Origin of the sequence: Pseudomonas tolaasii NCPPB 2192 (genome assembly GCF_002813445.1) — a bacterium.
Lineage (GTDB): Bacteria > Pseudomonadota > Gammaproteobacteria > Pseudomonadales > Pseudomonadaceae > Aquipseudomonas > Aquipseudomonas tolaasii.
In genome coordinates this window covers 4883411-4906435 of sequence record NZ_PHHD01000001.1, presented here as the reverse complement: position 1 = coordinate 4906435, position 23025 = coordinate 4883411, and the positions used below count along the sequence as shown (strand labels likewise).

Sequence of the window (23025 nt, the reverse complement as noted above, 5' to 3'; positions counted from 1 at the left end):
GGAATCAACAATGAAACGTTGGCAGCAGCGAGCATTGCTCGCCATGTGCTCCCTCGGCCTGTGCAGCGGTGTATCCGCCAACCTGACATTCAGCGGAACACTCAACGAGCCTCCGCCCTGCACCATCGATGCGGGCAATACGATTGAAGTCGACTTCGGTGACGTCGGGGTAAAACGGGTGGACGGTGTGAAATACCGCCGAGGCGTCGGCTACACCATCAGCTGTGGCCCGGCCACCCTGCCCTGGGAACTGAAACTGAGTATTAACGGCACCGCTGCAGCCTTTGACGGCGCAGCCGTGCAAACCAGTGTGCCGGCTTTAGGCATTCGCCTATTTCAAAACAGCGTGCCGTTTCGACTGAATACGCCCCTGGACATCAGCTTGTCGTCACCGCCGGTATTGGAAGTCGTGCCCGTCAAACAGCCAGGCGCAGTGTTGCTCCCCGCGAGGTTCACCGCGGTGGCCACGCTGTTGGCTGAATACGAGTAGGAGTGAACGCGATGCGACAGCAAACAGTTGAAAGGAATTGGACCGGTGCCTGGCTGGTGGCGCTACTGGCAGCCAGCCTCGCCCCAGCAGCACAGGCAGCGGACAACCTCAGCTTCAAGGGCAACCTGGTTGAGCAGGCCTGCACCATTCGCCCCGGTGACGAGGCGATTACGTTTGAGCTCTGGGACGTGACCAGCAAGCATCTCTACATCAACACTCGAACTCAGGGCCGGGCATTCAAACTGCACCTGGAAGCCTGCGATACCACAATCAGCGATGCGGTCATCATCACACTGGGCGGCCGGGAAAACGGCGCATTGCCCGGCTTGTTTGCACTGGATGGAGGCAGCAGCGCTACCGGCATCGGGCTGGGGATCGAAACGCCCGATAACAAGCCCTTGCCCGTCAATACCGCCAGCGACGAACAAAAGTTGAGCAATGGCAGCAACGTCATTGAACTCAAGGCCTATGTGCAGGGCGAACCGGATGCGATCCGGGACCAAACCATCGGGCACGGCAGCTACACGGTGACCTCGACTTTTACGCTGGACTATCCCTGACAGCCCCGGACAAACCTCACCTTTTCTCCCGGGTGGCTTTGGCCGCCTGGGCAGAGGAGCAACGAGAGATAGAAATGAAACCACTCTATGCAAGCATGATGCTTCTCGCCCTCATGGGAATGACTACCCTTGCCCAGGCGGTGGATTGCCGCGTCAACGGCGGCCCCTGGCAAAATGGCAACCCCAACCTGAGCGTTCCTGTGAAGGTTACCCTGACCGCAGATCGCTCCCGAATCATGCTCGAAGGAGCAAGGCTGGAATGCCGATTTACCCCGGATGGCGGACCGGGCTGGCGTGAAGACTATTGGACAACCGGAAGCATTGCAGGCACTCCCTGGACCCCCGGGCCGAAATTCGGCAACGAAAGGGCCGGTTTGCGAATCAACGGTGCGTTCTACAACACGCCCGTTCCGACCGGGATACGGATCATCACCATCCCCAACAACACTGCGTTCTATCCGATCGATGTCACGCCTTATATTTTGATGCGAAATACCCCCTCCAACCCAATTGATATTCGAATAGGAGATCAACTTGGATTTTTACGCATGACGGCCACCAACAACTACGACACGCAAATTGCGTACTTGACGGTGACCTATACCGCCGCTAACAACTTCACCGTTTCCCCTTCAACGTGCGCGATCAATAACAACAACCCGATCGTGATTGATTTCAGTACCGTCCACCAACGCGCAATAGGCACCGACCCGCTGACCAGTTCCATTCGTAGCAATCGCAGGCTTAACTACTCCTGCCCGGATGGCGGAATTACCACTCCCATCACGATCACCTATAAAGGCACACCCTCCTTGTTTGATTCCCGGCTGTTGAGCATGTCCAATCCAGACGTCGGCACGGCCATGATCCGTGCAGGCTCTGCGGTTCAGGTCAACGGTAAATTTCTGACCCAGATCACCAACAGTACAGGGGGCGACGATGTGACGTTTTCGCTGGTTCGGCGCAACGGCTCCCTGCCTGCCGCCGGCGCTGTCAGCGGCAGCGGCGTGCTGGTTATGGGCGTGCCGTAATACGTACCAAAAGTCACGCCGAAGTCCGATCGGGCTTCGACTATCGGCACCACACTCCCCTCTCATCTCTGCCGGGCGGCAGCAAGTTTGCATTGCGCGCAAGTTCAGTCGCATCCGGAAAAAACAACGAGAAGCAGAATGAAGTACCTTTATGGAAGCATGTTACTTCTTGCCCTTATAGGCGTGACAACGACCGCCCAGGCGGTGGATTGTCGCGTCAACGGCGGCCCCTGGCAAAATGGCAACCCCAACCTGAGCGTTCCTGTGAAAGTCAGCCTGACCGCAGATCGCTCCCGGATCATGCTCGAAGGAGCAAGGCTGGAATGCCGATTCACCCCGGATGGCGGCCCGGGCTGGCGCGAAGACTATTGGACATCCGGAAGCGCAGCCGGCACACCCTGGACCCCGGGGCCGAAATTCGGCAACGAAAGGGCCGGTTTGCGAATCAACGGTGCGTTCTACAACACGCCCGTTCCGGCCGGGATACGGATCATCACCATCCCCAACAACACTGCGTTCTATCCGATCGATGTCACCCCCTTCATCTTGATGCGCAACGATCCGACCAATCCCATCGATGTCAGGGTCGGAGACAACCTGGGTTTGTTACGCCTCACCAGTTCAAACAATTATGACGGCACCCGACCACAGCTCACGGTGACCTACACCGCCTCAAACAACTTTACCGTCAACCCTTCAACCTGCACGATCAACAATAACAATCCGATCGAAATCAACTTCGGAAACGTCCATCAACGGGCAATAGGAACGGATCCGTTGACGACAGCCATTCGCGCCAACCGCCGACTCACCTATTCGTGCCCGGACGGCGGCATCACCGTGCCCATTACCATTACCTACAAAGGCACGCCCTCCGCCTTTGACTCACGCCTGTTGCGCATGACCAACGGGGATGTCGGCACGGCGATGGTGCGTGCCGGTGCCGCCGTTCAAGTCAACGGTTCGTTCCGAACCCAGATCACCAACAGCACTGGCGCAGACGACGTGACGTTTTCGCTGGTTCGTCGCAACGGCTCCCTGCCCGCTGCCGGGGCTATCAGTGGCAGCGGTGTGCTGGTGATGGGCGTGCCGTAAAGCCGGGCCACGAATAAAGCCGCGCAGCCCGGGAGATTATTCCCCGAGACTGCGCAGCTGGCAGATGGCTATAATCTCGCGCAACCGCCCCACGACAGTGTCAGCGCCCTCCCACACCCTCGACGACGACCCCCACCATGAACAAGATCCTGGCACTGGCTGCAGCAGTGGTACTGATGACCGGCTGTACCACCACCTCCGACACCTACCTCAAAAATGGCGAGCAAGGCCTGACCATCGATTGTTCAGGCGAGGCCAACTCATGGGCCAGTTGCTATGAAAAAGCCGACGCTTCCTGTGCGGGCACGGGTTACCGCATCGTCGGTACCGAAGGCACGCCAGCGTTGAAAGAAGACGACAAAACCCTGGGCAAGGACGTAGGTAACTACAAAAGCCGCAGCGTCGTGGTGGTTTGTAAATAGGCCGCCAGGTTAGAGGTGGATTTCGGCGAACTTGATGCCGAGTCCACGCAGGATTTCGATCAGGTCATCCAGACGTGGAAATGACTCAACTTCGTCCTGCTCGTCCACGAGGAAGTAGCTGCGCCCTTCGCTCTTCTTGAAAAACACAATCCACTCGCCCAAGTCGGCGGGATTTTGAATGACATGGGTGGCCGAAATTTGCCCTTCGGCGTAGCGGGCTTTGACAACTTCACGTTTCATCAGCGTATTCCAGAAAAAGACAAATGCCGCGCAAGCCCAGGCTCGCGCGGCATTTTTGTGCATTTTACACCAACGGGCCGGGCATAAAAAAAGCCTGGCACTGCATACGCAGGACCAGGCTTTTCATCGGATGGGAGTGCGTAACGTGAACCTTGCAGGTTCAACCTGAAATGCAATCCTCGGCGGCTTTCTTGATGTCGCCCGGGCGGATCGGCACGTTGGACATGCTTTCATACAGCTTGATGCTGCTACCGCTGGAGCGCTCTTCAATTTCGAAAATCGCGGAAGGGTCGGCCGAGAATTTCTGCGGCACGATCACCTGAATACCATCCTTGTGCGGCTCAATCTGCGGCGGACGACGGGTGTCAGCGAGTTTACGCACCACACACGCGGCGTATTCCGGCGGTTTCTTCCCTGAGATGACCACCAAGGTGGGCGGGGTCTGCTTGATATCTGCAACCGAAGCACATCCACCTAACGCCAGGGCCAGAACCAACACACTCCACTTCATACTTAAACCTCCGATAAAGATCCTACGACAGCGCAGAGGGTAATTTTCTCCCGCCAATGTAGGATTTATCTGTGAAAACTGAGTGAATAACTGTTTTAAATTGTCGACGTCATCGACGACGGCGCGATAATAAACGCGCTGGGGCTGATAAACTCCATCTTATCCTACGTATTGTTCTGATTTTTCAGAAAAAAAGCCCTTCTGGAGACACCCCATGAAATTCATCCACCAGCGCGAGCACCTCAACGAGGGCGACATCGTTGTTATCGAGTGCTCGCAGACCTGCAACATTCGCCTGATGAGCGATGCCAACTTTCGCAGCTTCAAAAACGGCGGCCGTCACACCTACCATGGCGGCGCTTTTGACAAATTCCCGGCCAAAATCACCGCACCCAGCACCGGTTTCTGGAACATCACTCTGGACGTGGTCACGCGCCGCGCCATCAGCGTTACCCGCAAACCGGCGTTGTCCCACAAGATTCGCATCGTTCGCCGCACCAGCTCCAAACTGAGCTGACCCGCGCACCTGACAGGAAAACCGCAGTGACCACAACCACCAAATACGTCATCAAGTACAAGCTCAACGGCGAACGCCGCTTTGAATTCGCTCAACTGCACAGCAACAGTGTGGAAGAAGCCAGGCAAGCCCTGGCGAAAATACACGATGCCAGTGACGAAATTACTGACATCAATGTGAGCAAGGCGTTGTAAGCCATGCAGGGCCCGACTGCCGATCTTTTCGCGGATGCTGCCTTGCAGCAGCCCGAGGGGCGCGAACAGATTGGCGAAGAATCCTACGTGCTACGCGCTTTTGCCCTCCCCTGGATTGACCGTCTGTTACCCGAGCTGCGGCGAATTTTGGCCCAATCACCTTTTCGGCAGATGGTCACGCCCGGCGGTTTCACCATGTCAGCAGCGCTGAGCAGTTGCGGTGCGCTGGGCTGGACCACGGACAGCACGGGTTACCGTTACAGCGCCCTTGATCCGCGCAGCCAGCGACCCTGGCCGGCCATGCCGGATACCCTGCGCCAGCTTGCGATTCTCGCCGCTGCAGAGGCCGGGTTCCCCGCCTTCTCTCCGGATGCCTGTCTGATCAACCGCTACGTGCCCGGCGCAAAGATGTCGTTGCATCAGGACAAAAATGAGCGTTGCTACAGTGCTCCTGTGGTTTCCGTATCTTTGGGGTTGCCTGCAATTTTTCTATTCGGTGGCCATGAGCGCAGTGACAAGACCCGCAAGATTTCACTGTTTCACGGCGACATCGTCGTCTGGGGCGGCGTTGATCGCTTGCGCTTTCACGGGGTACTGCCTATCAAGGACGGCGTGCACTCGGTCATGGGGCCTCAACGCATCAACCTGACGTTTCGCACTGCCGGTTAATTTGACCGCAAGCTTCAGAGTGCCGGGAGCATTGAGCGCAGATATTCTGCCGGTGAATCCCCAGGAGTGCAGGCCGTGAACAATGAATCCGATCCCCGCTGGGCCGCCATCGTCGCCCGCGATGCCAAGGCCGACACTTTGTTTGTGTATGGCGTGAAAACCACCGGCGTTTACTGCCGCCCCAGCAGCGCCTCACGCTTGCCACGCCCGGAAAATATCGAGTTTTTCGACAGCCCCGCACAGGCCGAGGCCGCCGGTTACCGGCCCAGCAAACGTGCCGCCGGCGATCAGACGCAGTTGGCTGCACACCATGCACAGCTGGTGGCCAGCGCCTGCCGCCAAATCGAACAGGCCGAGACGCCGCCCCATTTGGAAGAACTCGCGCGCACGGCCGGGTTGAGCCCGTTCCACTTTCATCGCGTGTTCAAGTCCGTGACCGGCCTGACGCCCAAGGGCTACGCCAGCGGCCTTCGCTCGCGCAAGGTGCGTGACGGCCTCAAGAGCGCACATTCGGTAACGGACGCCCTGTATGACGCAGGCTTTAACTCCAACAGCCGCTTTTACGAGTCCGCAGAACAATTGCTCGGCATGAAACCACGCGATTACAAAGCCGGCGGCGCAAACAGTGAGATCCGCTTCGCCGTGGGTCAATGTTCATTGGGTGCAATCCTGGTGGCGCAGAGTCAAAAAGGCATCTGCGCCATTTTGATGGGCGATGACCCGAACGCCTTGTTGCATGATCTGCAGGACCAATTCCCCAAAGCCGAATGGGTTGGGGCAGACCGGGATTTCGAACAGTTGGTCGCCCAGGTTGTAGGCTTTATCGAAGCGCCCGCCATAGGCCTGGATTTGCCCTTGGATCTGCGCGGAACAGCCTTTCAAGAAAGGGTGTGGCAGGCGCTGCGCGACATTCCCGTGGGCAGCACCGCCAGTTACGCGCAGATTGCCGAGCGCATCGGCGCACCCAAATCCTTTCGGGCCGTGGCCCAGGCCTGCGGGGCCAACAGCCTGGCGGTGGCGATTCCCTGCCACCGGGTGGTTCGCAGCGATGGCGAACTGTCGGGCTACCGCTGGGGCGTGGAGCGCAAGCGGCAGTTGCTGGAACGGGAAACCAATGGTTAACGGATGCCGATATACACCTCGGCCTGGTTGTCTGCCTGGTACAGCTCAAAATCGGTGACAAACGCACGCGTTTCCACATCCGGCTGTTCAAAATACGCCCAGACCCGCTGCCAGGCCTGGATGATTGCGTCCGGCATCGGCCCGCTGGCCTCAAACACCAGGTAACGCCCGGGCTCGATCACCAGGCTTTCAAAGCCTTGCGCCGGGGCATGGGTCGAAACACCGGCGGTGACATCAAACAGCCCATGGGCGTCGGATTCATAACCGCTGTAAACCCCGTAAACCGGTGATTCGGCCTGCTTGCCGGGGATCTTCGCGTAAATCTCCTCACCGAAAAACTGCTGCCACATCGGGCCGATTTTCGCGCTCGACGCCTGCATCTCGTCGGCATTGCGCGTACGCACCTTCAACCCGGACACCCGGATCGCCGCCACGGTTTGTTCCTTGATGGTTGGCAAAGCCCCTCTCCTTTTAAAGCTTCAGTTTGCGTTTTCGAAATTCGGCGACCTTATGCCGGTTGCCGCACAGCGCCATGCTGCACCAGCGGCGCTTGTGGGCCTTGGTCCGGTCATAAAACCACAGGATGCATTCCGGGTGTTCGCAGCGGCGAATCAAGCTGAAATCCCCGGCCACCAATAAATTAGCCGCTGCTTCGGCAATCGGCGACAAAAATTGTTCGGCGGTCTGCTGTTTGCGCTGACGCTCCAGTTGAGGTGCGCCAGATGTCGGCCACACCAATTGCGGGTGGCTGACCGCTTTGCGCAAAAAACCGTTAAGTGCTGCAGGGTTGCCAGGCTCTCCGGCCTTGCGTGCGGCCACCAGTTCGCGCACCACTTCACGCAGCGTCCGGGCAGCGCCGAGCAACTCGCCTTCTTCGAACGCTGGAACACTGCCCTCCTTCGTCCACTCCAGACGAACCAGCCAGCGTTCGACATCCGCGTCGGTTTTCCAGAAATCCCACGGCACATTGTCGACATTCGCCAGGGTGTTGAGCATGTCGAGCACCGGGTCATCGGCCAGTACATAGGGTTCCAGCGGCGCGGGTGGGGTGATGGGCGTGGTCATGGCGTGTCCTCTTGAACGTCGGCAGATGGTAACCGCTATTTACATATATGAACAGTTACCCAGTCGAGAAAGCTAACCACTTAAATCCAGTTGACAGGTTACATTTTTCAGCGCAGCTTTTAAAAACGGTAACCCGTAACCACTAATTTTCAAGTTACTAAAAGGTGCGTAAATCATGTCTGCCCAAGCTCCAGTCGTTCGCTACCACCACGTCAATGTTGATGGCGTGAACATGTTTTACCGTGAGGCCGGCGACCCTGCGGCGCCCGTCATGTTGCTGTTGCATGGTTTCCCCAGCTCTTCGCACATGTACCGCGACCTGATCCCGCTGCTGGCGACGCGCTTTCGGGTTATTGCCCCGGATTTACCGGGTTTCGGCTTCACTGAAGTGCCTGCCGAGCGCAATTACCACTACAGCTTCGATCACCTGGCGATCACCGTCGGGCATTTTGTCGATGCACTGAAGCTCACACGCTACGCGCTGTATGTTTTCGATTACGGCGCGCCAGTGGGCTTGCGCCTGGCGGTGGCCCATCCGGAGCGCGTCAGTGCGCTGGTCTCGCAGAACGGCAATGCCTACCTGGAAGGGTTGGGCGATGCCTGGGCGCCGATCCGCACTTACTGGGCCGACCCAAGCCAGGCCAACCGCGAAGTCATCCGCAATGCTGTGATCAGCCTGGAAGGCACGCGCTATCAATACTTGCACGGAGTGAGCCAGCCAGAGCTGGTTGCGCCGGAGTCCTACATGCTCGATGTGCTGCTGATGCAGCGCCCCGGCAATGACGAAATCCAGCTCGACCTGTTCCTTGACTACCGCAACAACCTCACGCTCTACCCGGCATTCCAGGCGTTCTTCAAAACCACTGAGGTCCCCACGCTGGTGATCTGGGGCCAAAACGACCCGTTCTTCATTCCACCTGGCGCCCTCGCCTATAAAAACCACAACCCGAACGCGGTGGTCGAATTGCTGGACACGGGCCACTTCGCCCTGGAAACCCACGCCGCCCACATCGCCGAACGCATTCATGCCGTGCTCGGTACGGCAATCAACTGACGTCGCACCACGAAACATCCCTGTCGTCCAGTGAATAAAACAGACTGGCCGGGTGCCAGGGGCCCTGTTAAAACAGCGAAACGCCTTACTAACGCTGGAGACGGATCCCATGAGCACCTGGCCAGACACCCGAATTCTCGACCTGCTGGGCATTGAAGTACCCATCATTCAGGCTCCGATGGCCGTGGGCACCACCACGGACATGGTGATCGCCGCCAGCAAGGCCGGTGCCCTCGGCTCACTGCCGGCGGCTGCGCTGACCCTCGACCAGTTGCGCGACGCCTTGACTACCCTGCGCGAGGCCGGCGCCAAGCCTCTTAACGTCAACTTCTTCTGCCATCAACCGCCCGCCCCGGACGCAGCACGCGAGCACCGCTGGAAAGCGTTGCTCGAACCTTATTACCGCGAACTCGGCGCCGACTTTGACGCGCCGACGCCGGTATCCAACCGCGCGCCTTTTAATGAAGACGCGTGCAAAGTGATTGAAGAGTTCCGCCCCGAAGTGGTGAGTTTTCACTTTGGCCTGCCGGAAAAAGCCCTGCTGGACCGGGTAAAGGCCACGGGCGCCAAAGTGCTGTCGTCGGCCACCACCGTGGAAGAAGCCATTTGGCTGGAACAACACGGCTGCGATGCAATCATCGCTATGGGCATCGAAGCGGGCGGCCACCGTGGGCTGTTCCTCACCGACGACCTCAATACCCAGATCGGTTTGATGGCGCTGGTGCCGCAAATCGTCGATGCCGTCAGCGTGCCGGTGATTGCCGCCGGAGGCATTGGCGACGCGCGTGGTATTGTGGCGGCCTTCGCGCTGGGCGCCTCGGCCGTGCAGATCGGCACCGCGTATCTGTTTACACCCGAAGCCAACGTCACCGCTTCCCATCACCATGCACTGCGCAACGCCCAGGCCAGCGAAACTGCGCTGACCAACCTGTTCACGGGCCGCCCGGCACGGGGCATCGTCAACCGGGTGATGCGTGAACTGGGCGCGATCAACCCCGCCGCACCGGCATTTCCGACCTCGGGCGGCGCGCTGCTGCCGCTCAAGGACAAGGATGAGGCGGGGTTCAGCAACCTGTGGTCGGGCCAGGCGCTTCGCCTGGGCAAAGACATTTCAAGTTATGACCTGACACGCCAACTGGCCGAGCAGGCGCTGGCCAAGCTCAAGCCGTTCTGACACGGGGGGCAACTTTAGGCTGTACCGGGGATGGCCAACCGCTATATATTCCCATACATAGCGGTTAAGCCTTCTCTCTATAACAAGCCATAACAAGCCCACCCCCCAAGGAGCTGCTTCATGAAGATTCACGCCTCACGCCTGGCCATCCTGGTCGCCGCCCTCGCCTTTGGTTCAGCCCACGCCGATGAAGTCCAGGTGGCCGTGGCCGCCAACTTCACCGCGCCGATCCAGGCGATTGCCGCTGACTTCGAAAAAGACACTGGCCACAAGCTGGTCGCGGCCTACGGCGCCACCGGCCAGTTCTACACGCAGATCAAGAACGGCGCGCCGTTCGAGGTGTTCCTGAGCGCCGACGATACCACCCCGCAAAAGCTTGAAACCGAAGGCGACACTGTCAAAGGTTCGCGCTTCACCTATGCCGTAGGCACCCTCGCCCTGTGGTCGGCCAAAGAAGGTTACGTAGACGCCAAAGGCGATGTGCTGAAGAAAAACGACTTCAAGCACCTGTCCATCGCCAACCCGAAAGCCGCCCCGTACGGCCTGGCCGCCACTCAGGTTCTGGCCCGGGAAGGCTTGACCGACAAGGTCAAGGACAAGATCGTTGAAGGCCAGAACATCACCCAGGCCTATCAGTTCGTCTCCACCGGCAATGCCGAGCTGGGGTTTGTGGCCTTGTCGCAGATCTACAAGGACGGCAAAGTCACCAGCGGTTCGGCGTGGATTGTTCCAGCCTCCATGCACGACCCGATCAAGCAGGACGCGGTGATCCTCAACAAGGGCAAAGACAGCGTCGCCGCCAAGGCGCTGATTGAGTACCTCAAAGGGCCAAAAGCCGCTGCTGTTATCAAGTCCTACGGTTACGAGCTGGCCAAGTAAATGCCGTTATCGAGTGCCGATTTTTCCGCTATCTGGCTGACCATTAAACTGGCGTCACTGACCACCGTGATCCTGCTGGTCATCGGCACTCCGATTGCCCTGTGGCTGTCGCGCACCCGCTCGTGGTGGCGCGGCCCCATTGGCGCAATCGTCGCCTTGCCGTTGGTGTTGCCGCCAACGGTGATCGGCTTCTATCTGTTGTTGACCATGGGTCCCAATGGCTACTTCGGCCAGTTCACCCAATGGCTGGGCCTGGGCACCCTGACCTTCAGCTTCGCCGGGCTGGTGATCGGCTCGGTGATCTATTCCATGCCGTTTGTGGTACAGCCGTTGCAAAACGCCTTCTCCGCCATCGGCACCCGCCCGCTGGAAGTGGCCGCGACCTTGCGCGCCAATCCATGGGACACCTTCTTCAGCGTGGTCCTGCCGCTGGCGCGCCCGGGCTTTATCACCGCGTCGATCCTCGGCTTCGCCCATGCCGTCGGTGAGTTTGGGGTGGTGCTGATGATCGGCGGTAACATTCCGGACAAAACCCGTGTGGTTTCGGTGCAAATCTACGACCACGTTGAAGCCATGGAATACGCGCAAGCCCACTGGCTGGCTGGCTCCATGGTGGTGTTCGCATTCCTCGTATTGCTGGCGCTCTACTCCAGCCGTAAAACCAAGATGGGCTGGAGCTGACTGCGATGATTGATGTACGCCTGCACCTTAACTATTCCGGCTTTGCGCTGGATGTCGACCTGCAGCTCCCCGGCCGTGGCGTGACGGCGTTGTACGGGCACTCCGGCTCGGGCAAAACCACCTGCCTGCGTTGCATCGCCGGGTTGGAACACGCCCCGGACGGGTTTATCCGGATCAACGACGAGGTCTGGCAAGACAGCCGCAACGAGCTGTTTATGCCACCGCACAAACGCGCGCTGGGTTACGTATTCCAGGAAGCGAGCCTGTTTCCCCATCTGTCGGTGCGTGCCAATTTGGAGTTCGGCCTCAAGCGCATTCCACGGCAACAACGGCGCGTGGACATGGCCCAGGCCACCGAGTTGCTGGGTATCGGCCATCTGCTGGAGCGCCACCCGCAGCATTTGTCCGGTGGCGAGCGCCAGCGTATCGGCATCGCCCGCGCACTGCTCACCAGCCCGAAACTGTTGCTGATGGACGAGCCGCTGGCGGCACTGGACAGCCAGCGCAAAAGCGAAATCCTGCCGTACCTTGAACGCCTGCACGATGAACTGGATATCCCGGTGCTGTACGTCAGCCACGCCCAGGATGAAGTGGCGCGGCTGGCCGATCACATCGTGTTGCTCAGCGATGGCAAGGCACTGGCCAGCGGCCCTGTCGGCGAAACCCTGGCGCGGCTCGACCTGCCCATGGCGCGGGGTGACGACGCCGGTGTGGTGATCAATGGCAGCGTCAGCGCTTATGACGAGCACTATCAATTGCTCACCCTTCAACTGCCGGGCTGCCCGTTGCAGATTCGTGTGGCCCATGCTCCGCTGGCGCTCGGCAAACAATTGCGTGTGAAAATTCAGGCGAGGGATGTGAGCCTCAGCCTGCAAGCCGAAGAACACAGCAGCATCCTCAATCGGTTGCCGGTGATGGTCACTGAAGAAATGTCGGCGGAAAACAACGCTCATGTGCTGGTGCGCCTGGACGCTGGCGGCACGCCATTGCTGGCACGCATCACCCGCTTCTCCCGCGACCAGTTGCAACTGCACCCCGGCCAGACGCTGTGGGCGCAGATCAAGGCGGTGGCCGTGCTGGCATAGAAACCTTTTGGCACGACCGCACACCGCTGCGGTCAATCAGACATACCGGCTTGATTTGTTGCCAAGGAATTCGCCCCATGCCTGACTCTGCGCTGCCCCGCGACCTGCACTATGTAGACGACACCCGGCCCGGCATCAGCCGCAAACTGTTGCGCGGCAAGTTCCAATACTTCGACACCCAGGGCAAGCGCATTACCGATGCCGATGAAGTCACGCGGCTGAATGCGCTCGCGGTCCCGCCCGCCTACACCGACGTATGGATTTGCGCGGATGCCCACGGCCATCTGCAAGCCACCGGCTTTGACGCCCGGGGCCGCAAGCAATACCGCTACCACCCGCGCTGGCGCGAAGTGCGTGACACGGATAAATACGCGCGCTTGCAGGCGTTCGGCAATGCGTTGCCCAAGCTACGCAAAAAACTGGAGGTGCAGATGGCCGAACCCGGTTTTACCCGCGAAAAGGTGCTGGCCACCGTGGTGATGCTGCTGGACGCCACGTTGATTCGCGTGGGCAATTCCCAGTACGCCCGTGAGAACAAATCCTACGGGCTGACCACCCTGCGCACGCGGCATGTCGATATCAAAGGCAGTGAAATCAAATTCCAGTTCCGAGGTAAAAGTGGCGTGGAGCATCAGGTCAGCGTCAAGGACCGACGCCTGGCCACCGTGGTCAAGCGTTGCCTGGAATTGCCGGGGCAAGACCTGTTTCAGTACCTGGACGAGGACGGCGAGCGGCACACCGTCACCTCCTCGGACGTGAACGCCTACCTGCACAGCCTTACCGGCGCCGACTTTACTGCCAAGGATTACCGTACGTGGGCCGGTACCGCGATGGCCCTCGCCGTATTGCGCGAGCTGGAGTGGCAGCCGGAATCGGATGCCAAGCGCCATGTGGTGGCGATGGTCAAGGATGTGGCCAAGCAGTTGGGCAACACCCCGGCGGTGTGTCGCAAGTGCTACATCCATCCGGCGGTACTGGAGCATTTCAGCCTTGGTGAGCTGTCCAAACTGCCCAAGCCCCGGGTGCGCAAAGGCTTGAAAGCCGAAGAAGTTGCCCTGGCCATGTTTCTCGAACAACTGGCCGCCGATTTGCCGAAGAGCGCCAAGGCAAGTTAGCCCTTCCCGCGTCTGAATCACTAGTCAAGGGTGAGCGCAGTACCTGTGGCGAGGGAGCTTGCTCCCGCTGGAGTGCGAAGCGCTCCCAGGATCGTGGGGCCGCTACGCAGCCCAGCGTGAGCAAGCTCCCTCGCCACAATGCCAGCTGAAGTCGTGTGGGGAGTTAGGGAGGATGCCCGCCCGACGATTCGGCCTCGACGTCCGTGTACTGGTAAAGAGCCATCACGTCGAGCGAGCGGAAGAATGATAAGCCAATGCCCGGCGGCTGTCGTGCCGGGCGTTTCCGAATATGACCCAAGCAGAGGCCTACAGGCAGGTCGCCAGCGCCGCCTGGCGACGCTTGGCCGGCAGGTTGTCTTCGTGAGCGTAGTATTTGACGGTGGAACCGGCGCCCGTACTGCGCACGTCGGCAAAGTAGTCGCCGCCCGTGGTGTACACCGTGAAACCACTGCCTTCGAGCGGCTCCTTGAAGCCGCCGGCATCAACGCCAAACACGGTTTCGTCCTGCCAGCCGAACTGGATGCACTGGGCAACCAACAGCGGGGCCTTGTCCGAGGCGAGGGTTTTGTAGGGCGTGCCTGTGCGCGCCTCTTTCATCTTCGAGCCCGCACAGCCGCTCAGAACTGCCAGGACCAACGCGCCAATGACGACCTTCCGCATGCCATTACTTCCTTGGAAAAAACGCGACTTTACCACCGCTGAGGCACCGGCTGACGCATGCATGAACTTTCTTTCACTGTGACGGCAGACCCTGGCGCCTATAGTCGACAAGCTCATTTTTAAGAAGTCTCCCTTCTGCCCGCTCTCCCGCGGGCTTTTTTTCGCCTGCGCATCACAGCCACCAGCGAAACAGATAAAACAGCGCCATGCTCAGCAGCACGGTGATCAACACACTGCGTGTCCAAAACATCAAGGCGACTGCGCAGATCCCCGCCAGCAGGTAAGGGTTGGCCGGGCTCAGGTTCAGCTTGTGCTCGGCAAGGAAGATAATTGGCCCGCAAATCGCCGTGAGCATGCCCGGCACCGCAAAGCCCAGAAACTCCCGTGCGCCACGGTTCAGGCGCACCGGCAGGCGCGGTTCGATAAACAGATAGCGGTTGAAAAACACCACCAGGCCCATGGTCACAATCATGATGAAGATCATTGCTGGCCCACTCCCAACCGTTTGCAGGCATAACCTGCGCTCATGCCCAACACGCCCGACACCACCACCGCCGATTCCCAGTGCAGGTAACTCAGCCACACCGAGAACAGCAAGGACACGGCCACGCACACCACCGTGGGCACATCACGCACGACGGGGGTGATCAAGGCAATAAAGGTAGCGGCGATGGAGAATTCCAGCCCCAACTGATCAAGCCCGGGGATGCTTTTGCCAAGTACGATGCCGGCCAGGGTGAACAGGTTCCAGGCGATATAAAACGTCAGACCCACGCCCAGGGCGTACCAGCGGTTAAAGGTCTCGCGATCGTAATGATTGACCAGTGCAAAGAATTCGTCGGTCAGCAAAAAGCCCAGGCTGATGCGCCAGCGCGCATTCAGCGAGGACAAGGTTGGGCGCATGTGCATGCCGTACAGCAAATGCTGGGAAGTCAGCAGCAACGTGGTCAACACAATAGAAATCAGGCTTGCGCCGCTTTTGACCATGCCGATGGCCACCAATTGCGCAGCGCCGGCAAACACGATGGCGGACAAACCCTGGGCCTCCAGCGGGCTGAATTGCGCATCGATGGCCATGGAGCCGGCGAGCAGCCCCCACGGCGCGCAGGCCAGGGATAATGGAATAACGGCAATCGCGCCGCGAGCGAAGGCTTGATAAGGGACAGATGTAGACATGGAGACGGCTCATCGACAAACAGTCGACAAGCATGCCAGCGTCACACGGGGGTTGTCTTGAACGATCGTGCTCAGGCGAGCTTGACCGACACCTGCTCCACCGCATCACGGGCTTCGCGCAGTTCGTAGGCGTCCTGGTTCAGCCGGTGAATGGTATTGAGCAGGCGTTGGCGCAACACCTCATCGCCGAGCTTTTCGACAGCGCGCATGAGATCAAACGCAGCGGTTTCGTTGTTGTCCGCGACGGAATCGAGGGTCTTGCGCAGGTTGCGAGTGGCACGGGTCACGCGGTTACTTCCTATATCACTGATGGCGGGCACTTTAGGACATTCATGTTTCATTTTAATTTCAAACACTTGTGGCGGATTTGCCGAGGTTTGATCCAGATCAACCGAATTCAGGATTTGACCTACATATATGCATATCCGTATATTCGGATTTCAATATATTTCAAGACCTCGGCTATGTCAGACCTTTTCTCCCCGCCCACCCTCTTCAAATGCCTGGCCGATGCCACTCGCGCTCGGTTGACACTTCTGATTCTGCGCGAAGGCGAACTTTGCGTGTGCGAACTGATCCATGCTCTGGACGACAGTCAGCCCAAAATTTCCCGGCACCTGGCGCAATTGCGCAGTTGCGGGCTGCTGCTGGACCGTCGTCAGGGTCAATGGATCTACTACCGCCTCAATCCGGCGCTGCCCGCTTGGGTCACTCAAGTGCTGGAAACCACCCTGCAAGCCAACCAGCCATGGTTGCACAGCGACGCACAACGTCTTGATGCAATGGGCGACAGACCACAACGGGCCAGCACCTGCTGCTGAGCCATCGGAGCGTTTATTCATGCTTGTCGCAATCGCCATTTTTATCGTCACCATCGTACTGGTCATCTGGCAGCCCAAGGGGCTCGGCGTGGGCTGGAGCGCCACGCTGGGCGCCATATTGGCTTTGGCGTGTGGTGTGATCAGCTTCACGGACATTCCCGTGGTGTGGCACATCATCTGGAACGCCACCGGCACCTTCGTCGCGCTGATCATCATCAGCCTGCTGCTCGATGAAGCGGGGTTCTTCGCCTGGACGGCGCTGCACGTCGCGCGCTGGGGTCGTGGACGCGGCCGGCAGTTGTTTGCCTATATGGTGCTGCTCGGCGCGCTGGTCTCGGCGCTGTTCGCCAACGATGGCGCAGCGTTGATCCTCACCCCGATTGTGATGTCGATGCTGCTGGCCTTGCGCTTTTCCCCTGCCGCCACCCTGGCGTTCGTGATGGGAGCGGGGTTTATCGCGGACACCGCGAGCTTGCCGCTGGTGGTGTCGAACCTGGTCAATATTGTCTCGGCGGACTACTTCAAGATCGGTTTCAACGAATACGCCGCCGTCATGGTCCCCGTGAACCTGGTCAGCGTGGCGGCAACGCTCGCGGTGCTGTTGTGGTTTTTCCGCCGCGATATTCCGCACACCTACGACCCCGCCGACCTCGAAGACCCGGCCAGCGCCGTCCACGATTGTGCGACCTTTCGCGCCGGCTGGTGGGTACTGGGCATTTTGCTGGTGGGTTGTTTCGCCCTGGAACCGTTGGGCATCCCCATCAGCGCCATTTCCGCCGTGTGTGCGGTACTGCTGTTGGTGATCGCCGCCAAGGGTCACAAGATCTCCACACGCAAGGTTCTCAAGGAAGCGCCGTGGCAGATCGTGGTGTTTTCCCTCGGGATGTACTTGGTGGTCTACGGCTTGCGCAATGCCGGGCTGACGAATTATCTCGCCACCTGGCTCGACACCTTTGCCTCCTATGGCGTGTGGGGCGCGGCGATGGGCACCGGCGTGCTGACGGCGCTGCTCTCTTCGGCGATGAACAACCTGCCGACCGTGTTGATTGGCGCATTGTCCATCGAGTCAAGCCATGCGGTGGGCGTGATCAAGGACGCCATGATTTACGCCAACGTGATCGGCAGCGACCTGGGCCCGAAAATCACCCCCATCGGCAGCCTGGCTACGTTGCTGTGGCTGCATATTCTGGCGCGCAAAGGCATCACCATCACCTGGGGTTACTACTTCAAGGTCGGCATCGTGCTGACCTTGCCGGTGCTGTTGATCACCCTCGCCGCCCTCGCCCTGCGCCTGAGCTTTTGAAGGAGTTCGCGCCATGAAAGTCCTGTTCATGTGTACCGCCAACAGTTGCCGCAGCATCTTGTCCGAAGCGGTGTTCAACCACCTCGCGCCGCCGGGTTTCGAGGCGATCAGTTCCGGCAGCTTCCCCAAGGGGCACGTGTTGCCCCGCAGCCTGAGCACGTTGCAGGCCGCGGGCATCAGCACCGAGGGGTTGTACAGCAAAGGCAACGAGGCATTTGAAGGCAGCCCGCCGGATGTGGTGATCACGGTGTGCGACAAGGCCGCCGGCGAAGCATGCCCCGTCTATTTCGGGCCGGCCACGAAGGCGCATTGGGGGCTGGAAGACCCGTCGGAGATAACGGGGGACGATGCCAGCATCAGGGAGGCCTTCAATGCGACACTGGGCATCATTGCCACCCGCTGCCAGGCGTTTTTTGCGCTGCCTTTCGCCCGTCTCGACACTGCCGGCTTGAAGGCCGAACTCGACCGCATCGCGTTGTTATAAAGCGGGTAATCAACACTCGATCTGCACACCCCGGCCAGCGTATGCTCGTGCCCTTTCTCGAAGGGACGCGGGCATGTTGACGATTTTTTTCTACGCACTGGTTTTCGGTTTTGTATTTTGCCTCTCGCCTGGCGCGGTGCTGGCCGAGACTCTGCGCCGAGGCCTGCTCCACGGTTTTACGCCCGCGTTGCTGGTGCAGTTTGGCTCGTTGGTGGGCGATGCGGTCTGGGCCATCATTGGCCTGACCGGTATCGCCCTGCTGATCCAGCACGATACGGTGCGCGTACCGCTGACCATCGTGTGCGCCGTGTACCTGGCCTGGCTGGGCGTACGCAGCCTGATTGATGCATGGCATTTGCCCGAGGCCAACAGTGCGCCTGCAGGCACCGGTCAAAACGCATTGGCGGTCGGTGCCGCGATCTCCCTGGCCAACCCGAAGAACATCGTCTATTGGGGCGCACTGGGCAGTGCTTTGTCCGGCATCGTTGGCGCCACGCCCAGCCACGGGCAAACCCTGATGTTTTTTGCGGGCTTCATGCTGGCGTCGGTGTTGTCCTGTTTCCTGATCGCAGCATTGGTCAATCTATTGCGCAAGAACGCTTCCCCCGTCTGGCAGCGCATCAGCTATGGCGCCTGTGGGTTGGTATTGTTATATCTTGCTGTTCTGGCCGCTCAGGGGATATGAAGTTATATATCGCCGACAACTAATTCATGCAGCTTGTCTGAATGAACTCTGAACACCGGCGTTTTTAATTAATCATGCGTTGACATTTTGTAACGGTCTGAGTAGATTGCCCGTGCCCGCAACTGGGGCCTTTTTTAAACCTCACAAAAGAAGCCAATGGACACAGTATCTAGTCGCTGTCCGAGCACCGCGTTTGCGGGCATCGGGCGCCAAACCCAGAATATGACAGGACTCGCCTCCCCGGTCCGGTAAGCTGCGCTAGAGCTCGATGCTCCACCGTAACTGCCTCGCCGGATGCCTGTCCGGTCCCGAGGTGTGTTATGACCTTTCAACTGATTGTTTTGCCTGATATTCGCACGCTCGCCGCAGCCTTGCGCGCCAAGCTGTGCCGCGAGCCCGTAGGCTTTTCCCCTACCCGCTCGGCCTTTGCTGCACCCTCCCTCCCCGTGCGCCCGGCTCCCCCGCTGGCGCACTGGCGTGTCTGCCCCGACAGCGGCCAACTGCTGCAACACTGGGACCACGCCGACCCTCAAGACCCGCAGAGACCGAACGTTTCCATGCTGGCTCAAGCCAGCCTGATGTTCGCCTTGTACGTGAACGCTCGGGCCGCTTAAACCCGCTGGAAACAGCAACTTTCCTATCAATACCCTGGAGTTCTTTATGAACAAGTCCAGTCGTAGCCCGCTGCGCGCCAGTTAATTAACACGCCAGTAGCGGGCGCTGTAAAAGTTATAGAAATACCTTATTTAAACCGATCGCGAAGTCCGCGGCTCGGCATGCTTTCGCTCGCCTGTATTCAGGTAAGTAACGGGTATGTTTTGTCGAGAATTGGCGACAGGAGTACAGACAATGAGCGCCGTAAAAAACACGCCACTGCACAACAAAAATGGCACCGACACCGACACCAAACTGTCGATGCGTGCCGCCCGCGAAGCCCAGAACGGCCTGTCGGCCACTCTCGCCAACGTGCGCGCCACCCAGGACGGCCTGACCGAACTGGACGCTTCGGCGCGCCTGGCCCGCGAAGGTTACAACGAGGTGGCCCATGACAAGCCGCCTCACGCCATCGTCCAGTTCCTGCAGGCACTGAACAACCCCTTCATCTATGTGCTACTGACGCTGGGCGGCATCAGTTTCGTGACCGACTGCTGGCTGCCGATGCAGGCCGGCGAAGACGCTGACCCGACCAAAGTCATCATCATCATGACCATGGTCCTGCTCAGCAGCCTGCTGCGCTTTTGGCAGGAACACCGCTCGGCCAAATCCGCCGAGGCCTTGAAAGCCATGGTGCGCACTACCGCCACCGTGCTGCGCCGTGAGCAAGTCGGCGGCCAGCCGACGCTGCGCGAAGTGCCGATGCGCGAGCTGGTGGCCGGCGACATCGTGCAGCTCTCGGCGGGTGACATGATCCCGGCCGATATCCGCCTCATCGAGTCCCGCGACCTGTTTATCAGCCAGGCCGTGCTGACCGGCGAAGCCTTGCCGGTGGAAAAGTACGACACCCTTGGCGATGTGACGCAGAAGTCGGCGTCTTCCATGGCCGCCGACCAGGGCAACCTGCTCGATCTGCCCAACATCTGCTTCATGGGCACCAACGTGGTCAGCGGCCGGGCCAAAGCCGTGGTGGTGGCCACCGGGCCGCGCACCTATTTCGGCTCGCTGGCCAAGGCGATCGTCGGCTCACGGGTGCAAACCGCCTTCGACCGTGGGGTGAACAGCGTCAGCTGGCTGCTGATCCGCTTCATGCTGGTGATGGTGCCGATCGTGTTTCTGCTCAACGGTTTCTCCAAAGGCGACTGGGGCGATGCCTTCCTGTTTGCCCTGGCGGTTGCCGTAGGCTTGACCCCGGAAATGCTGCCGATGATCGTCAGCGCCAACCTGGCCAAGGGCGCCACCGCCATGGCCAAGCGCAAAGTGGTGGTCAAGCGCCTCAACGCGATCCAGAACTTCGGTTCGATGGACGTGCTGTGCACCGACAAGACGGGCACCCTGACCCAGGACAAGATCATCCTCGAACACCACGTCAACGCGCTCGGCCAGCGGGATGACGCGGTGCTGTCCCTGGCGTGGCTGAACAGCTACCACCAGAGCGGCATGAAAAACCTGATGGACCAGGCGGTGGTGCAGTTCTCGGAGCAAAATCCGAAGTTCCAGGTGCCGTTTGCCTACAGCAAGGTCGATGAGCTGCCCTTCGACTTTGTACGCCGTCGCCTGTCGATAGTGGTCAAGGACGCCGCCGGCGACCAATTGCTGGTGTGCAAGGGTGCTGTGGAAGAGATGCTGAGCATTTCCACGCACATGATGGAAGCCGGCGAAGCGGTGCCGCTGGATGACCGCCGCCGTGACGAGTTGCTGGCCCTGGCCAACGACTACAACGAGGACGGCTTCCGTGTGCTGGTGGTCGCCACGCGCAACATCCCCAAAGCACTGGCCCGTCAGCAGTACACCACCGCTGATGAGCGCAACCTGGTGATCCAGGGCTTCCTGACGTTCCTGGACCCGCCAAAGGAAACCGCGGGCCCGGCGATTGCCGCGCTGCAACAGATTGGCGTAGCGGTCAAAGTGCTGACCGGCGACAACGCCGTAGTCACCAGCAAGATCTGCCGCCAGGTCGGCCTGGAGCCGGGCACGCCGCTGTTGGGCGTGGAAATCGAAGCGATGGACGACGCCACCCTGCTGCGCCGCGTGGAAGAACGCACCGTGTTCGCCAAGCTGACGCCGCTGCAGAAATCCCGTGTGCTCAAAGCGCTGCAAGCTAACGGCCACACCGTGGGTTTCCTGGGTGACGGCATCAACGATGCGCCGGCGCTGCGGGATGCCGACGTGGGCATCTCGGTGGACACCGCCACCGACATTGCCAAGGAATCGGCTGACATCATCCTGCTGGAAAAAAGCCTGATGGTGCTGGAAGAAGGCGTGCTCAAGGGCCGCGAAACCTTCGGCAACATCATGAAGTACCTGAACATGACCGCCAGCTCCAACTTCGGCAACGTGTTCTCGGTGCTGGTGGCGAGTGCGTTCATTCCGTTCCTGCCGATGCTGTCGATCCACCTGCTGTTGCAAAACCTGATGTACGACATCTCCCAGCTCGCCCTGCCATGGGACAAGATGGACAAGGAATACCTGGCCAAGCCGCGCAAATGGGACGCCAAAAACATCGGGCGCTTCATGATCTGGATCGGGCCGACGTCGTCGATCTTCGACATCACCACCTTTGCGCTCATGTGGTACGTGTTCAGCGCCAACAGCGTGGAAATGCAGACCCTGTTCCAGTCCGGCTGGTTTATCGAGGGCCTGCTCTCGCAAACCCTGGTGGTGCACATGTTGCGCACCCGCAAGATCCCGTTCTTCCAGAGCACCGCCGCCTGGCCGGTGTTGATGATGACCTGCATCGTGATCGCACTGGGGATCTACGTGCCGTTCTCGCCGCTGGGCACCCTGGTGGGCCTGCAACCGCTGCCGCTGGCGTACTTCCCTTGGCTGGTGGGCACCCTGCTCAGCTACTGCTGCGTGGCCCAACTGATGAAGACGATCTACATCCGCCGCTTCAAGCAGTGGTACTGATCTCCCGCCGTTCAAACGGTGGCGGCCGCCCGGCCGTCACCGTGCACTACAAGGATTTGACCCATGCGCGTGCTGATCTGTGCAGGTCGTCATTACGCCGACACCAAAAAGTCCCGCCAAGTGCTGGACGCTTACCACCGCCTGCGCCCGGTGCAGGTATTGATTCACGGCGGCAACCAGTTCCTGGGCAGCGACATCGAGGAATGGGCGCGGGAAATGAGCATCGACGTGGTGCGCTACCCGCCCAACTGGCAACGCCACGGCAAGCAGGCGGAACGCCAGCGCAACCATTTCATGTTGACCGACAGCCGCCCCGATGTGGTCATCGCCCTGCCCGGTGGTGACGACACGTCCGAGCTGGTCTGCCAGGCCAAAGCCGGCGGCATTTCGGTGCTGACCGTAGAAAGCTGAATTCAAGCGAGGTGCAT

At 59.7% G+C, this 23025-nt stretch carries 30 protein-coding genes; 22 read left to right on the top strand and 8 right to left on the bottom strand.

The window, feature by feature from the left end; genetic code table 11:
* Positions 1–10: 10 nt before the first annotated feature.
* The 5 genes from ATI14_RS22560 (at position 11) to ATI14_RS22540 (ending at position 3598) form a co-directional block, all read left to right on the top strand.
* Positions 11–490, top strand: a complete 480-nt coding sequence (locus tag ATI14_RS22560; protein WP_016969592.1) for a fimbrial protein — start codon at positions 11–13, stop codon at positions 488–490.
* A gap of 11 nt (positions 491–501) precedes the next feature.
* On the top strand, positions 502–1050 hold the full coding sequence (locus ATI14_RS22555; RefSeq protein WP_016969591.1) for a fimbrial protein: 549 nt from the start codon (positions 502–504) through the stop codon (positions 1048–1050).
* 74 nt (positions 1051–1124) lie between these two features.
* Positions 1125–2081 (top strand): fimbrial protein, encoded by a 957-nt coding sequence (locus ATI14_RS22550; RefSeq protein WP_080520451.1) that lies wholly within the window; start codon positions 1125–1127, stop codon positions 2079–2081.
* A gap of 138 nt (positions 2082–2219) precedes the next feature.
* The gene (locus ATI14_RS22545) at positions 2220–3176 is read left to right on the top strand and encodes a fimbrial protein (RefSeq protein WP_026083018.1); all 957 of its coding nucleotides are present in this window, start codon (positions 2220–2222) and stop codon (positions 3174–3176) included.
* A gap of 137 nt (positions 3177–3313) precedes the next feature.
* A complete protein-coding gene (locus tag ATI14_RS22540; protein ID WP_016969759.1) occupies positions 3314–3598 on the top strand; it encodes a hypothetical protein in 285 nt (94 codons plus the stop codon).
* Between the two features lie 9 nt (positions 3599–3607).
* Here ATI14_RS22540 and ATI14_RS22535 read toward each other — a convergent pair whose 3' ends face one another.
* Both ATI14_RS22535 and ATI14_RS22530 read right to left on the bottom strand, forming a co-directional pair.
* Positions 3608–3838 (bottom strand): hypothetical protein, encoded by a 231-nt coding sequence (locus ATI14_RS22535; RefSeq protein ID WP_016969760.1) that lies wholly within the window; start codon positions 3836–3838, stop codon positions 3608–3610.
* Positions 3839–3998: 160 nt separating this feature from the next.
* Positions 3999–4349: a hypothetical protein gene (locus ATI14_RS22530; RefSeq protein WP_016969761.1), complete on the bottom strand. Its 351-nt coding sequence runs from the start codon at positions 4347–4349 to the stop codon at positions 3999–4001.
* Positions 4350–4563: 214 nt separating this feature from the next.
* Between ATI14_RS22530 and ATI14_RS22525 the strand changes: the two genes are divergently transcribed.
* The 4 genes from ATI14_RS22525 (at position 4564) to ada (ending at position 6851) form a co-directional block, all read left to right on the top strand.
* Entirely contained in the window at positions 4564–4866 is a 303-nt protein-coding gene (locus ATI14_RS22525; protein WP_003191319.1) for a DUF1883 domain-containing protein, read from the top strand.
* 26 nt (positions 4867–4892) lie between these two features.
* Positions 4893–5060, top strand: coding sequence for a hypothetical protein (locus ATI14_RS31470; RefSeq protein WP_016969762.1), 168 nt, complete (start codon positions 4893–4895; stop codon positions 5058–5060).
* A 3-nt stretch (positions 5061–5063) separates the two neighbouring features.
* Positions 5064–5729 (top strand): DNA oxidative demethylase AlkB, encoded by a 666-nt coding sequence (gene alkB / locus ATI14_RS22520; RefSeq protein WP_016969763.1) that lies wholly within the window; start codon positions 5064–5066, stop codon positions 5727–5729.
* 75 nt (positions 5730–5804) lie between these two features.
* Positions 5805–6851: a bifunctional DNA-binding transcriptional regulator/O6-methylguanine-DNA methyltransferase Ada gene (gene ada, locus ATI14_RS22515; protein ID WP_016969764.1), complete on the top strand. Its 1047-nt coding sequence runs from the start codon at positions 5805–5807 to the stop codon at positions 6849–6851.
* On the opposite strand, the gene ATI14_RS22510 is transcribed toward ada, so the two are convergent.
* Together ATI14_RS22510 and ATI14_RS22505 are read right to left on the bottom strand one after the other, a co-directional pair.
* Entirely contained in the window at positions 6848–7309 is a 462-nt protein-coding gene (locus ATI14_RS22510; RefSeq protein WP_016969765.1) for a GyrI-like domain-containing protein, read from the bottom strand. The two genes, ada and ATI14_RS22510, sit on opposite strands and share 4 nt — an antisense overlap.
* Before the next feature lie 13 nt (positions 7310–7322).
* Positions 7323–7916: a CGNR zinc finger domain-containing protein gene (locus ATI14_RS22505; protein ID WP_016969766.1), complete on the bottom strand. Its 594-nt coding sequence runs from the start codon at positions 7914–7916 to the stop codon at positions 7323–7325.
* 175 nt (positions 7917–8091) lie between these two features.
* Here ATI14_RS22505 and ATI14_RS22500 point away from each other — a divergent pair, with 175 nt between their 5' ends.
* The 6 genes from ATI14_RS22500 (at position 8092) to ATI14_RS22475 (ending at position 13904) form a co-directional block, all read left to right on the top strand.
* Positions 8092–8970, top strand: a complete 879-nt coding sequence (locus ATI14_RS22500; protein ID WP_020372577.1) for an alpha/beta fold hydrolase — start codon at positions 8092–8094, stop codon at positions 8968–8970.
* Positions 8971–9079: 109 nt separating this feature from the next.
* Complete coding sequence (locus tag ATI14_RS22495) at positions 9080–10144, top strand: NAD(P)H-dependent flavin oxidoreductase (protein ID WP_016969768.1); 1065 nt, start codon at positions 9080–9082, stop codon at positions 10142–10144.
* A 120-nt stretch (positions 10145–10264) separates the two neighbouring features.
* On the top strand, positions 10265–11023 hold the full coding sequence (gene modA / locus ATI14_RS22490; protein ID WP_016969769.1) for a molybdate ABC transporter substrate-binding protein: 759 nt from the start codon (positions 10265–10267) through the stop codon (positions 11021–11023).
* Entirely contained in the window at positions 11024–11704 is a 681-nt protein-coding gene (gene modB / locus ATI14_RS22485) for a molybdate ABC transporter permease subunit (protein ID WP_016969770.1), read from the top strand.
* Positions 11705–11709: 5 nt separating this feature from the next.
* Entirely contained in the window at positions 11710–12789 is a 1080-nt protein-coding gene (gene modC / locus ATI14_RS22480) for a molybdenum ABC transporter ATP-binding protein (RefSeq protein WP_016969771.1), read from the top strand.
* Between the two features lie 77 nt (positions 12790–12866).
* Positions 12867–13904, top strand: a complete 1038-nt coding sequence (locus tag ATI14_RS22475) for a DNA topoisomerase IB (RefSeq protein ID WP_016969772.1) — start codon at positions 12867–12869, stop codon at positions 13902–13904.
* Positions 13905–14210: 306 nt separating this feature from the next.
* On the opposite strand, the gene ATI14_RS22465 is transcribed toward ATI14_RS22475, so the two are convergent.
* From ATI14_RS22465 to ATI14_RS22450, 4 genes are all read right to left on the bottom strand, one after another.
* Complete coding sequence (locus ATI14_RS22465) at positions 14211–14564, bottom strand: hypothetical protein (RefSeq protein ID WP_016969773.1); 354 nt, start codon at positions 14562–14564, stop codon at positions 14211–14213.
* Positions 14565–14736: 172 nt separating this feature from the next.
* On the bottom strand, positions 14737–15048 hold the full coding sequence (locus tag ATI14_RS22460) for an AzlD domain-containing protein (protein ID WP_016969774.1): 312 nt from the start codon (positions 15046–15048) through the stop codon (positions 14737–14739).
* Positions 15045–15740, bottom strand: a complete 696-nt coding sequence (locus tag ATI14_RS22455; RefSeq protein WP_016969775.1) for an AzlC family ABC transporter permease — start codon at positions 15738–15740, stop codon at positions 15045–15047. The genes ATI14_RS22460 and ATI14_RS22455 overlap by 4 nt, the downstream gene beginning before the upstream one ends.
* 71 nt (positions 15741–15811) lie before the next feature.
* Positions 15812–16027, bottom strand: coding sequence for a hypothetical protein (locus tag ATI14_RS22450; protein ID WP_016969776.1), 216 nt, complete (start codon positions 16025–16027; stop codon positions 15812–15814).
* 177 nt (positions 16028–16204) lie between these two features.
* On the opposite strand from ATI14_RS22450, the gene ATI14_RS22445 reads away from it, so the two are divergent.
* The 7 genes from ATI14_RS22445 to ATI14_RS22415 all read left to right on the top strand — a co-directional run bounded on the left by ATI14_RS22445 (position 16205) and on the right by ATI14_RS22415 (position 23008).
* Positions 16205–16561, top strand: a complete 357-nt coding sequence (locus tag ATI14_RS22445) for a metalloregulator ArsR/SmtB family transcription factor (RefSeq protein WP_016969777.1) — start codon at positions 16205–16207, stop codon at positions 16559–16561.
* Positions 16562–16580: 19 nt separating this feature from the next.
* Positions 16581–17864 (top strand): arsenic transporter, encoded by a 1284-nt coding sequence (locus ATI14_RS22440; RefSeq protein ID WP_080520453.1) that lies wholly within the window; start codon positions 16581–16583, stop codon positions 17862–17864.
* Between the two features lie 13 nt (positions 17865–17877).
* On the top strand, positions 17878–18348 hold the full coding sequence (locus ATI14_RS22435) for an arsenate reductase ArsC (protein WP_016969779.1): 471 nt from the start codon (positions 17878–17880) through the stop codon (positions 18346–18348).
* A gap of 73 nt (positions 18349–18421) precedes the next feature.
* On the top strand, positions 18422–19033 hold the full coding sequence (locus ATI14_RS22430; protein WP_016969780.1) for a LysE family transporter: 612 nt from the start codon (positions 18422–18424) through the stop codon (positions 19031–19033).
* A gap of 320 nt (positions 19034–19353) precedes the next feature.
* A complete protein-coding gene (locus ATI14_RS22425) occupies positions 19354–19647 on the top strand; it encodes a hypothetical protein (protein WP_016969781.1) in 294 nt (97 codons plus the stop codon).
* Between the two features lie 235 nt (positions 19648–19882).
* Entirely contained in the window at positions 19883–22597 is a 2715-nt protein-coding gene (mgtA, locus tag ATI14_RS22420; protein ID WP_031319579.1) for a magnesium-translocating P-type ATPase, read from the top strand.
* 63 nt (positions 22598–22660) lie between these two features.
* The gene (locus tag ATI14_RS22415; RefSeq protein WP_031319580.1) at positions 22661–23008 is read left to right on the top strand and encodes a DUF2493 domain-containing protein; all 348 of its coding nucleotides are present in this window, start codon (positions 22661–22663) and stop codon (positions 23006–23008) included.
* Positions 23009–23025 lie beyond the last annotated feature (17 nt).

Excerpts from the sequence above, each read along its gene's own strand:
- ATI14_RS22545 (WP_026083018.1), top strand. The coding sequence starts at position 2,220 with ATGAAGTACCTTTATGGAAGCATGTTACTTCTTGCCCTTATAGGCGTG.
- ATI14_RS22415 (WP_031319580.1), top strand. The coding sequence starts at position 22,661 with ATGCGCGTGCTGATCTGTGCAGGTCGTCATTACGCCGACACCAAAAAG.
- ATI14_RS22530 (WP_016969761.1), bottom strand. The coding sequence starts at position 4,349 with ATGAAGTGGAGTGTGTTGGTTCTGGCCCTGGCGTTAGGTGGATGTGCT.
- ATI14_RS22445 (WP_016969777.1), top strand. The coding sequence starts at position 16,205 with ATGTCAGACCTTTTCTCCCCGCCCACCCTCTTCAAATGCCTGGCCGAT.
- ATI14_RS22540 (WP_016969759.1), top strand. The coding sequence starts at position 3,314 with ATGAACAAGATCCTGGCACTGGCTGCAGCAGTGGTACTGATGACCGGC.
- ATI14_RS22495 (WP_016969768.1), top strand. The coding sequence starts at position 9,080 with ATGAGCACCTGGCCAGACACCCGAATTCTCGACCTGCTGGGCATTGAA.
- modC (WP_016969771.1), top strand. The coding sequence starts at position 11,710 with ATGATTGATGTACGCCTGCACCTTAACTATTCCGGCTTTGCGCTGGAT.
- ATI14_RS22525 (WP_003191319.1), top strand. The coding sequence starts at position 4,564 with ATGAAATTCATCCACCAGCGCGAGCACCTCAACGAGGGCGACATCGTT.
- mgtA (WP_031319579.1), top strand. The coding sequence starts at position 19,883 with ATGAGCGCCGTAAAAAACACGCCACTGCACAACAAAAATGGCACCGAC.
- ATI14_RS22455 (WP_016969775.1), bottom strand. The coding sequence starts at position 15,740 with ATGTCTACATCTGTCCCTTATCAAGCCTTCGCTCGCGGCGCGATTGCC.
- ATI14_RS22555 (WP_016969591.1), top strand. The coding sequence starts at position 502 with ATGCGACAGCAAACAGTTGAAAGGAATTGGACCGGTGCCTGGCTGGTG.
- ATI14_RS22425 (WP_016969781.1), top strand. The coding sequence starts at position 19,354 with ATGACCTTTCAACTGATTGTTTTGCCTGATATTCGCACGCTCGCCGCA.
- alkB (WP_016969763.1), top strand. The coding sequence starts at position 5,064 with ATGCAGGGCCCGACTGCCGATCTTTTCGCGGATGCTGCCTTGCAGCAG.
- modA (WP_016969769.1), top strand. The coding sequence starts at position 10,265 with ATGAAGATTCACGCCTCACGCCTGGCCATCCTGGTCGCCGCCCTCGCC.
- ATI14_RS22430 (WP_016969780.1), top strand. The coding sequence starts at position 18,422 with ATGTTGACGATTTTTTTCTACGCACTGGTTTTCGGTTTTGTATTTTGC.
- ATI14_RS22560 (WP_016969592.1), top strand. The coding sequence starts at position 11 with ATGAAACGTTGGCAGCAGCGAGCATTGCTCGCCATGTGCTCCCTCGGC.
- ATI14_RS22550 (WP_080520451.1), top strand. The coding sequence starts at position 1,125 with ATGAAACCACTCTATGCAAGCATGATGCTTCTCGCCCTCATGGGAATG.
- ATI14_RS22460 (WP_016969774.1), bottom strand. The coding sequence starts at position 15,048 with ATGATCTTCATCATGATTGTGACCATGGGCCTGGTGGTGTTTTTCAAC.
- ATI14_RS22505 (WP_016969766.1), bottom strand. The coding sequence starts at position 7,916 with ATGACCACGCCCATCACCCCACCCGCGCCGCTGGAACCCTATGTACTG.
- ATI14_RS22440 (WP_080520453.1), top strand. The coding sequence starts at position 16,581 with ATGCTTGTCGCAATCGCCATTTTTATCGTCACCATCGTACTGGTCATC.
- ATI14_RS22535 (WP_016969760.1), bottom strand. The coding sequence starts at position 3,838 with ATGAAACGTGAAGTTGTCAAAGCCCGCTACGCCGAAGGGCAAATTTCG.
- modB (WP_016969770.1), top strand. The coding sequence starts at position 11,024 with ATGCCGTTATCGAGTGCCGATTTTTCCGCTATCTGGCTGACCATTAAA.
- ATI14_RS22475 (WP_016969772.1), top strand. The coding sequence starts at position 12,867 with ATGCCTGACTCTGCGCTGCCCCGCGACCTGCACTATGTAGACGACACC.
- ATI14_RS22500 (WP_020372577.1), top strand. The coding sequence starts at position 8,092 with ATGTCTGCCCAAGCTCCAGTCGTTCGCTACCACCACGTCAATGTTGAT.
- ATI14_RS22465 (WP_016969773.1), bottom strand. The coding sequence starts at position 14,564 with ATGCGGAAGGTCGTCATTGGCGCGTTGGTCCTGGCAGTTCTGAGCGGC.
- ATI14_RS22435 (WP_016969779.1), top strand. The coding sequence starts at position 17,878 with ATGAAAGTCCTGTTCATGTGTACCGCCAACAGTTGCCGCAGCATCTTG.